This window comes from Sphingomonas gilva (assembly GCF_003515075.1).
Lineage (GTDB): Bacteria > Pseudomonadota > Alphaproteobacteria > Sphingomonadales > Sphingomonadaceae > Sphingomonas > Sphingomonas gilva.
In genome coordinates, this window is record NZ_QWLV01000006.1 from 95229 (window position 1) to 103978 (window position 8750).

Annotated in this window: 11 protein-coding genes and 1 tRNA gene; 9 read left to right on the forward strand and 3 right to left on the reverse strand. The window is 69.6% G+C overall.

What is annotated here, in order from left to right; genetic code table 11:
* The first annotated feature begins 8 nt into the window (after window positions 1-8).
* Window positions 9-956 carry an acetyl-CoA carboxylase carboxyltransferase subunit alpha gene (locus D1610_RS12715; RefSeq protein ID WP_118864572.1) on the forward strand — a complete coding sequence of 316 codons (948 nt, stop codon included), beginning with the start codon at window positions 9-11 and terminating at the stop codon, window positions 954-956.
* 82 nt (window positions 957-1038) lie between these two features.
* Entirely contained in the window at window positions 1039-2505 is a 1467-nt protein-coding gene (locus tag D1610_RS12720; protein WP_484378252.1) for a M48 family metalloprotease, read from the forward strand.
* Between the two features lie 67 nt (window positions 2506-2572).
* On the opposite strand, the gene D1610_RS12725 is transcribed toward D1610_RS12720, so the two are convergent.
* Window positions 2573-2740, reverse strand: a complete 168-nt coding sequence (locus D1610_RS12725) for a Flp family type IVb pilin (protein ID WP_118864573.1) — start codon at window positions 2738-2740, stop codon at window positions 2573-2575.
* 131 nt (window positions 2741-2871) lie between these two features.
* Entirely contained in the window at window positions 2872-3045 is a 174-nt protein-coding gene (locus D1610_RS12730) for a Flp family type IVb pilin (protein WP_118864574.1), read from the reverse strand.
* Window positions 3046-3117: 72 nt separating this feature from the next.
* Here D1610_RS12730 and D1610_RS12735 point away from each other — a divergent pair, with 72 nt between their 5' ends.
* Window positions 3118-3522: a (deoxy)nucleoside triphosphate pyrophosphohydrolase gene (locus tag D1610_RS12735; RefSeq protein WP_118864672.1), complete on the forward strand. Its 405-nt coding sequence runs from the start codon at window positions 3118-3120 to the stop codon at window positions 3520-3522.
* Here the strand turns inward: D1610_RS12735 and D1610_RS12740 are convergent.
* Window positions 3519-4358: a methyltransferase domain-containing protein gene (locus D1610_RS12740; RefSeq protein ID WP_245942219.1), complete on the reverse strand. Its 840-nt coding sequence runs from the start codon at window positions 4356-4358 to the stop codon at window positions 3519-3521. The genes D1610_RS12735 and D1610_RS12740 overlap by 4 nt on opposite strands.
* Between D1610_RS12740 and D1610_RS12745 the strand changes: the two genes are divergently transcribed.
* The 6 genes from D1610_RS12745 (at window position 4330) to D1610_RS12770 (ending at window position 8729) form a co-directional block, all read left to right on the forward strand.
* Window positions 4330-5127, forward strand: coding sequence for a ComF family protein (locus D1610_RS12745; protein WP_342768348.1), 798 nt, complete (start codon window positions 4330-4332; stop codon window positions 5125-5127). The two genes, D1610_RS12740 and D1610_RS12745, sit on opposite strands and share 29 nt — an antisense overlap.
* Before the next feature lie 34 nt (window positions 5128-5161).
* Complete coding sequence (gene grxC, locus D1610_RS12750) at window positions 5162-5419, forward strand: glutaredoxin 3 (RefSeq protein WP_118864575.1); 258 nt, start codon at window positions 5162-5164, stop codon at window positions 5417-5419.
* Window positions 5416-6243 (forward strand): carbon-nitrogen hydrolase family protein, encoded by an 828-nt coding sequence (locus tag D1610_RS12755; RefSeq protein WP_118864576.1) that lies wholly within the window; start codon window positions 5416-5418, stop codon window positions 6241-6243. The genes grxC and D1610_RS12755 overlap by 4 nt, the downstream gene beginning before the upstream one ends.
* Window positions 6240-6650 (forward strand): DUF1178 family protein, encoded by a 411-nt coding sequence (locus D1610_RS12760; RefSeq protein ID WP_118864577.1) that lies wholly within the window; start codon window positions 6240-6242, stop codon window positions 6648-6650. The genes D1610_RS12755 and D1610_RS12760 overlap by 4 nt, the downstream gene beginning before the upstream one ends.
* A 35-nt stretch (window positions 6651-6685) precedes the next feature.
* Window positions 6686-6762 (forward strand) — tRNA-Arg (locus tag D1610_RS12765).
* A gap of 278 nt (window positions 6763-7040) precedes the next feature.
* The gene (locus D1610_RS12770; protein ID WP_222927009.1) at window positions 7041-8729 is read left to right on the forward strand and encodes a ShlB/FhaC/HecB family hemolysin secretion/activation protein; all 1689 of its coding nucleotides are present in this window, start codon (window positions 7041-7043) and stop codon (window positions 8727-8729) included.
* Window positions 8730-8750 lie beyond the last annotated feature (21 nt).

Consider the following 8750-nt stretch of genomic DNA (forward strand, 5'->3'; position numbering starts at 1 on the left):
CGCTTCCGATGCGCACCTATCTGGACTTCGAGAAACCCATCGCCGAGCTGCAGGGCCGGATCGCCGAGCTGCGCGAGACCGCCGACGACGGCGCGATCGACATCTCGGCCGACGTCGCGCGGCTGCAGGCCAAGTCCGACAAGCTGCTGCGCGACACCTACGCCAAGCTGACGCCGTGGCAGAAGACGCAGGTCGCGCGCCATCCCGAGCGGCCGCATTTCAAGCATTATGTCGCGGCGCTGGTCGAGGACTTCATGCCGCTGGGCGGCGACCGCGCCTTCGCCGACGATCAGGCGATCCTGGGCGGGTTCGGCACGATCGGCGGGCGGCGCTGCGTGGTGATCGGGCACGAAAAGGGCGACGATACCGCCAGCCGGCTCAAGCATAATTTCGGCATGGGCAAGCCCGAGGGCTATCGCAAGGCGATCCGCCTGATGGGGCTGGCCGACCGCTTCGGGCTGCCCGTGGTGACCTTGGTCGACACCTCGGGCGCGTTTCCGGGCATCCAGGCAGAGGAGCGCGGCCAGGCCGAGGCGATCGCGCGTTCGACCCAGATGTGCCTGGGGCTGAGCGTGCCGATGGTGGCCTGCATCCTGGGCGAGGGCGGATCGGGCGGCGCCGTGGCGCTCGCCGCGGGCAACCGCGTGCTGATGATGGAGCATGCGGTCTATTCGGTGATCTCGCCCGAGGGATGCGCGTCGATCCTGTGGCGCACCGCCGACAAGGCGGCCGACGCCGCCGAGGCGATGCGGGTGACCGCGCAGGACCTGAAGGCGCTGGGCGTGATCGACCGCATCGTCGCCGAGCCGACCGGCGGCGCGCACCGCGACCCGGCGGCGGCGATCGCCTCGCTGGGCGGCGCGATCGGCGAGTCGCTGGATGAGCTGAGCGCACTCGACGGCGATTCGCTCAAGCGCGCCCGCCGGGAAAAGTTCTTGGCGATGGGACGGCTCTGACCGGAACCTCTGCGCCTCTCATGCGATTGATTCGATAACGCAATCGAAACGATCCAAGAGGGGATTTGCGATGACTCGAAGGATGATGGCCGCGCTGTTCGCGGCGACGGCGCTGGCCGGCTGCGCGGCGGGGCTCGGCGGACTGGGCGGACCAGCGTCTGGCGGCACCGCGCAGCCGATCACGCAATCCGACCGGCAGCAGGGCGCGCAGGCGCATCCGCAGCTGCTCGCCGAGTTCGGCGGGCTCTATCAGGGCCCGCAGGCGGCCTATGTGACGAGCGTGGGGCGGCGGATCGCGGTGCAATCCGGCCTTTCGAACACGCAGAGCGCCTTCACCATCTCGCTGCTGAACTCGCCGGTGAACAACGCCTTCGCGATCCCCGGTGGCTATGTCTACGTGACGCGCCAGCTGACCGCGCTGATGAACGACGAGGCGGAGCTGGCGGGCGTGCTGGGGCACGAGGTCGGCCATGTCGCCGCGCGCCATTCGGCGGCGCGGCAATCCGCGGCCACGCAGAATTCGCTGCTGGGCGCGCTCGGGCAGCTGATCGTCGGCGCGGTCGCCGGCGATTCAGGTTTGGGACAGACGATCGCCAAGGGCATTGGCCAGGGCGCGCAGCTGCTGACGCTTCGCTTCTCCCGTTCGCAGGAGCTGCAGGCGGACGATCTCGGGATCCGCTACCTCACGCAGGCGGGCTACGATCCGACCGCGATGTCGACGGTGCTGGCGAGCCTTGCGGCGCAGAACGCGCTCGATGCCCGCGTCAGCGGCGCGGCGCGCTCGGTGCCCGAATGGGCGAGCACCCATCCCGATCCCGCCAGCCGCGTCCAGCGCGCGCTGCAGACCGCGCGAGCGTCGGGCGTGGCGGGCGGAACGCGCAACGCGGACGCGTTCCTGACCGCGATCGACGGCATGCTCTATGGCGACGATCCCAGGCAAGGCGTGGTCGACGGCCGCACCTTCCGCCATCCCGACCTGCGGCTGCAGTTCAGCGCGCCGCAGGGCTTCGGCCTGAGCAACGGCGCGACTGCGGTCACCGTCAGCGGGCAGGGCGGGCAGGCGCAGTTCACCACCGCGCGCTATTCGGGCAATCTGTCGAGCTATGTCGGCGGCGTGCTGCGCTCATTGGCGGGGGAGGGCGGGAGCCTGCCGCAGAATGAGGTCCGCACCACCACGGTCAACGGCATTCCGGCCGCCTATACGACGGTGCGGGCGAGCACCCAGTCGGGCCAGGTCGATGTGACCGTCTTCGCCTATCAATTCTCGTCAAGCCAAGCCTATCATTTCGTCGCGATCACCCCCACCGGCCAGGCGGGCGTCTTCAACGGCATGTTCCAGAGCGTTCGGCGCCTTTCCACGGCCGAAGCGGGCCAGATTCGCGCGCGACGGATCGACGTGGTGACGGTGCGCGCGGGCGATACGGCGCAGAGCCTGTCGCGACGCATGGCCTATGCCGATCAACAGCTGGAGCGCTTCCTCGTGCTTAACGGGCTGGGCCAGAGCGAGCCGCTGCGCGCCGGGCAGCGGGTGAAGCTGGTGGTCTACTGACGCGCAAACGAAAAGGGCGGCGGACCCGAAAGTCCGCCGCCCCGTTTCAGCGTATCGACGTGAAAGCTTACGAAGCCTTCATGTTGGTCGAAACGTTGGAGAAGGTGGTCTTCAGCTGGTTGCCCAGGCCCTGCATCGCGGCAATCGCGGCAACGGCGATCAGAGCGGCGATCAGGCCGTACTCGATGGCGGTCGCGCCCTTCTTGTCGGCGAACATCTTGCGAATGGTCTTCATCACTGGTCTCCTGATGTGTCTCAAGCTTCAACTTCCCGGTCAGGCCGGGCGAAGACCGGACTGACGCCCTCAGGATTAAGACGAAGAAGTTGCCAAAGACTTAAACTGATGCGGCGGCGGCCAGGCGGCGATCAGCGCGAGGTTTGCACCTTTTCGGAAACATTGTTCCACATGCCGGTGGTCTCCCCGGCCAGGATCTGCAGCGCGCCCATGATGGTCAGCACGATCAGCGACAGGATCAGGCCGTATTCGACGGCCGTCGCCGCGCGGCGATTACCGACCAGTCTGCGCAGCCCCCCAATCATCGCTCGCCTATCGCCCCCACTTGCACCAATAGCCCCACAGGGTAACGCCGGGGAGGTTAACAGGTGACGAAGATGAACGGCGCTCCGCTGATCGTTACGGCGGCGGCGCTGATCGACCGCGACGGCCGGCTGCTGGTGCAGCAGCGGCCCGAGGGCAAATCGATGGCGGGGCTGTGGGAGTTTCCCGGCGGCAAGCTCGAGCCGGACGAAACGCCCGAATCCTGTCTGATCCGCGAGCTGGAAGAGGAGCTGGGCATCGCCACCGACGCTGCGTGCCTGGCCCCTGCGGCGTTCGCCAGCGAGGCGCTGGGCGATCGGCACCTGCTGCTGCTGCTCTATATCTGCCGAAAGTGGCGCGGCACGCCGCGAGCCCTGGAGGCGGCGGCGCTCAAATGGGTCCGCCCGGTCGAGCTGCATGCGCTGCCGATGCCGCCGGCCGACCGCCCGCTGATCGGACTGATCGAGGCGCTCGTCTAGCTCTTCGGCTTGAGCGCCTCCGCAAGGCTGACGCCGCTGCCGCGTCTCGCCGGTCTGGGCTGCGAAGGAGCTGGGGACCAGGCGGTGAGGACGATCGCATTGAAGCGCTCGCGGACCTTGCCGTCCGGCTCGGCGAGGTCGGCAAAGGCAGCGGCGGCGCGGGCGATGATGGTGCGGGTGAGCGGCGCGCGATCGTGCAGCATGCTGGTCCCGGCCATGCCCCTGAGATCGCGGACCAGGCCGAACAATGACGCGTAGCGGACCTCGATCGTCTCGACATCGGCGACGGGCAGGGCGAAGCCGGCGCGGACGAGGAGATCGCCGGCGCTGCGCACATCGACCTGGGGATGGAGGCGCGCCGCGGCTCTTTCTCCATCGCCGGCGCGCATCGCGGCGCGCAGCGCGGGGAGCGAACCGGCGCCGAGAAAGGCGGCGAGGAACAGGCCGTCGGGCTTCAGAGCGCGCCGGGCGAGGGCGAGCGCGCCGGGAAGATCGCTCACCTGGTCGAGCACGCCCGCGGAGACGACCAGATCGAAGCTGCCGTCGGCGAAGGGGAGCCGATCCTCGTCGCCCTGCACGCCGCCGGCGGCGCGCGCGAAGGCGAAGCCGGGATCGAGCCCCGCGACCTTCGCATCGGCCGGAAGGCCGGCGATCGGCGCGCCGTCGAAGCAGCCGAGGTTCAGAACGTGGCGGAATTCGCGCTTCACGAGGGAGAGGCGATCCGCCAGCCCTTCCAGCATCCAGTCGCGCAGAAAGGCATGGTCGCGCCATGCCGGCGCCATGCGGTCGCGGCGCAGGCGGCGGGCGGTGCGGTCGAATATCTCGGGCGGCGTCACGCGGGCGCTTGTGCCGATGCGCGCGCCGTCGGACAAGGCGGCGATGTTTCGTTTCGCCGCACCGCTTCGCCTCGCGCTCGACAGTGCGCTGCCGCCGCGCTGCCCCGCATGCGGAGCGATCGTCGCGAGCGACCATAGCCTGTGTGGCGAATGCTGGAGCAGCCTGCGCTTTCTCGGACCGCCCTGGTGCGCCGCCTGCCATGCGCCGTTCGACCAGGATCGCGGCGAAGACGCGCTCTGCGCGCGTTGCATGGAGCAGCCGCCGCGGCACGACGGGGTGCGCGCCGCGGTCGCCTATGGCGAGGTCGCCCGCGGTCTTGCGGTGCGGCTGAAACATGGCGGGCGGACGGGCATCGCGGTGCTGGTCGCGCGGCTGATGCAGCGCCACGCCGACGTTCCGGACGCCCTGCTGGTGCCGGTGCCGCTTCACCGCTGGCGCATCTGGGGGCGGGGGTTCAACCAGGCGGCGCTGATCGCGCGGGCGATCGGCAGGATGCAACGGCTGGAGGTGGCCGTCGACGCGCTGCGCCGCGTCAAGCGCACGCCGATGCTCGGCGGGCTTGGCCGCGATGCGCGCGCCAAGGCGCTGAGGGGCGCGATCCGGGTGAATCCGGCGGCGCAGATCAAGGGGCGGACCATATTGCTGGTCGACGACGTTCATACCTCTGGCGCCACCGCCGATGCCTGCACACGGGCGCTGAAGCGCGCCGGCGCAAAGCGCGTGATCGTGCTCGCCTGGGCGCGGGTCTTGCACAGTGGCGACGATTGACGACATGAGGATGTGGCAGCGTTCGGAGACGGCAATGGCGACGGTGGAAATCTATACCAAGGCGTTCTGTGCCTATTGCGCGCGCGCCAAGCGGCTGCTCGACGGCAAGGGCGTCGATTATGCCGAGTTCGACATCACCCTGGGCGGGCCGAAGCGCGCCGAGATGATCCAGCGCGCCGAAGGCCGCACCACCGTGCCGCAGATCTTCATCGATGGCGCGCATATCGGCGGGTCCGACGACCTCGCCGCGCTGGACCGTGAGGGCAGGCTGGATTCGCTGCTCGCCGCATGACCCGCGCCGCCATTCTCCAGATGACCAGCGGCACCGACCCCGCCGCCAACGCCGCGACCTTGACCGAGGCGATCGAGGCGGCGCGGGCGGGCGGCGCGGCGATGCTGTTCACGCCGGAAATGTCCGGGCTGCTCGATCGCAATCGTGCGCGCGCCGCCGCCAATATCGTGACCGAGGGCGAGGATCGTGTGCTCGCGGCGGTGCGCGAGGCGGCGGCGAAGGCGGACGTCTGGGTGCATCTGGGATCGCTCGCGCTGCGGCGGCCCGACGGCGCGCTCGCCAATCGCGGCTTCGTCATTGACGGCAGCGGCGATATCCGCGCGCGCTACGACAAATTGCACATGTTCGACGTCGATCTGCCGGGCGGGGAGAGCTGGCGCGAATCGAGCGCCTATCGCGCGGGCGAGCGCGCGGCGGCGGTCGATACGCCGGTGGGCCGGGTGGGACTTTCGATCTGCTACGATCTGCGCTTCGCGTCGCTCTTTTCGGCGCTGACCGATGCGGGGGCGGACGTTCTGGCGGTTCCCGCCGCCTTCACCCGCCCGACGGGCGCGGCGCATTGGGAGGTGTTGCTGCGCGCGCGGGCGATCGAGAACCACGCCTTCGTCATCGCCGCGGCGCAGAGCGGCGAGCATGAGGACGGCCGCGCGACCTGGGGCCATTCGCTGTGCGTCGATCCCTGGGGCGAACTGCTGCTCGACATGGGCGAGGGCGCCGGGCTGGGCTTTGCCGAGATCGACCCGGCGCGTATCGCCGAGGCCCGGAGCCGCGTGCCGGTGCGCGCGCACCGCCGTGCGATCCCGCCGGTCGAGGTGGCCGCATGATCGCGTTCGACCTGCGCTGCGGCACGGGCCATGTGTTCGAGGCGTGGTTCGCCTCTTCCGACGCGTTCGAGGATCAGCGCGCGCGCAAGCTGGTGGAATGCCCGGTGTGCGGCGACAGCGGGGTGGAGAAGGCGGTGACCGCGGCGCGGCTGTCGGGCACGGGCGAGACGCCCGATCCCAAGACGGCGCTGCGCGCGCTCGCCAAGGCGCAGGCGCGGGCGCTCGAGGATTCGCAGTGGGTCGGAAAGGATTTCGCGGCCAAGGCGCGGGCGATGCACGACGGCGAGGCGCCGCACGCTCGCATCCACGGCCAGGCCACGCCCGAAGAGGCCAAGGCGCTGGTCGCCGACGGCGTTCCCGTCGCGCCGCTGCCGCTGCCGGTGGTGCCGCCCGACGAGCGCAATTGATTCGCGCGCGCCGCCCCGGTAACGCCCGCCTCAGTGCCCCGGTAGCTCAGCAGGACAGAGCAACGGTTTCCTAAACCGCAGGTCGGGAGTTCGAGTCTCTCCCGGGGCACCACCCATCCGCCGCACTCCGATCCGGCGAAGTCGTTATTCGCCTATACTTAAGTCGTGCCAAATCGTTGACTTGGCGCGAGCGGCGGCGCTAGTCTTCCTCGCGAGGGCGAGCCGACTCGCCACGGGACGCATCAGGGCAACAGCCTGACCGAGGCCGGCAACGATCGGCGTGATTGTGGCGTAAGGACCAACCGGTCTTCGCGTCCGGGGGGACAATTGATGCGTCGTATCGCCAACGCGCGGACCCAATTCGTCTGCGGTTCGGGTTTTGCCGCGTTCGTGGCCAGTGTTTTCGCCGCACCGGCTTCAGCGCAAACGCCGCCGCCGACCCAGGGCATTCCCTCACGCGAGGAGGTGACGCCGCCCGCGCCCGAGGAGACCGCGGCGCCCAACGTCTCGGTCGATTCGCGCGAGGCCGTGGTGCGATCGACCTGCCCGTTCGAGGGATCGGAGCTGACGCTCAACCTTTCGGCGGTCACCTACGCCCGGCCCGACGGGAGCCCGGTCCAGCCGGAGATCGCCGAGGCGCTGTCGGGCGTCGACCATGCGACGGGCGCACAGCCGCTGAAGGTGGTCTGCGATATCCGCGACGCGGCCAACGCCGCCCTGGCGCGCTCGGGCTATATCGCCTCGGTCCAGATCCCGCCGCAGAATATCGACACCGGCACGCTGCAGCTCCATGTGATCACCGCGCGGCTGACCGAAGTGCGCGTGCGCGGCACGCCGGGGCCCTATGCCGACACGCTCGCGGCGCGGGTCGAGCAGCTCAAGAGCCTCGATCCGCTCAACGAGAAGGACGCCGAGCGCGCGCTGCTGCTGGCGGGCGACATTCCGGGGCTCGACGTGCAGCTGGCGCTGCGACCCGCCGGCACCGCGCCGGGCGACGTGATCGGCGATCTCAACATCACCTATCGCCCCTTCGCCATCCTGGCGAACGCGCAGAACTACAACTCGCGCCAGCTGGGGCGCGAGACCGTCTATCTGCGCGCCGAGGCCTACGGGCTGACCGGCCTGTCCGACGTCACCTATGTCGGCGCGCAATCGACGGTCGATTTCGAAGAGCAGAAGATCGCGCAGATCGGCCATATCTTCGGGCTGAATTCGTCGGGCACGACGCTGGGCGGCCGGTTCACCTACGCCTGGTCGCGGCCCGATCTCGACGTGCTCGATCTGCGCACCAACACGCTGATCGCCGGCGTCGACCTGCGCCATCCGCTGGTGCGGTCGCTGACCACCAACGTCGCGCTCTCGGGCGGGTTCGACTATGTCGATCAGGACACGCGCGTGTTCAGCGGCGGCTCGGGCACGCTGCTCAACCTCGACAAGCTGCGCATCGGCTATCTGAGGCTCGACGGCGACTACCGCACGCCGCCGGCGCAGACCGGGGTGAGCTTCTCGATCGAGGGCGGGGTCGAGCTCAGGAAGGGCTTCGACATCTTCGACGCCACGCCACAGGGCAGCTTCCAGGCCAGCCGCATCGCCGGCAATTCGGAGGCGTTCGTGGTGCGCGCGGATGCCGATGCGGTGATCGGCGTCGGCCCGATCTTCAGCCTTGCCGGCTCGGCGCGGGCGCAATGGACCGACGATCCCCTGCTCAACTACGAGGAATTCAGCCTCGGCAACCTGACCATCGGCCGCGGCTATGATCCGGGCGCCAACAGCGGCGACCGTGCGGTCGGCGTGCGGGGAGAGGTGCGGGCGAACATCCCGGTCGGCGAGGATTTCGGCGTTCAGGCCTTCGGTTTCTACGACAAGGTCTGGCTGACCAATCTCGATCCGGGTTCAACCGAGGTCGATCGCGACTTCGGTTCGTGGGGCGGCGGCGTGCGCGTGACGCTGCCCAATCGCATGCTCCTCGAGGTGACCTACGCCAAGCCCGAGGACAAGGCGCTGACGATCGACGCCGCGCCGCCGACCGACCGGGTGCTGGTGTCGCTGACGCTGCAATTCAGGGCGGGCGCGCGCTGACGCGCCCCGGGGAGAGTAAAG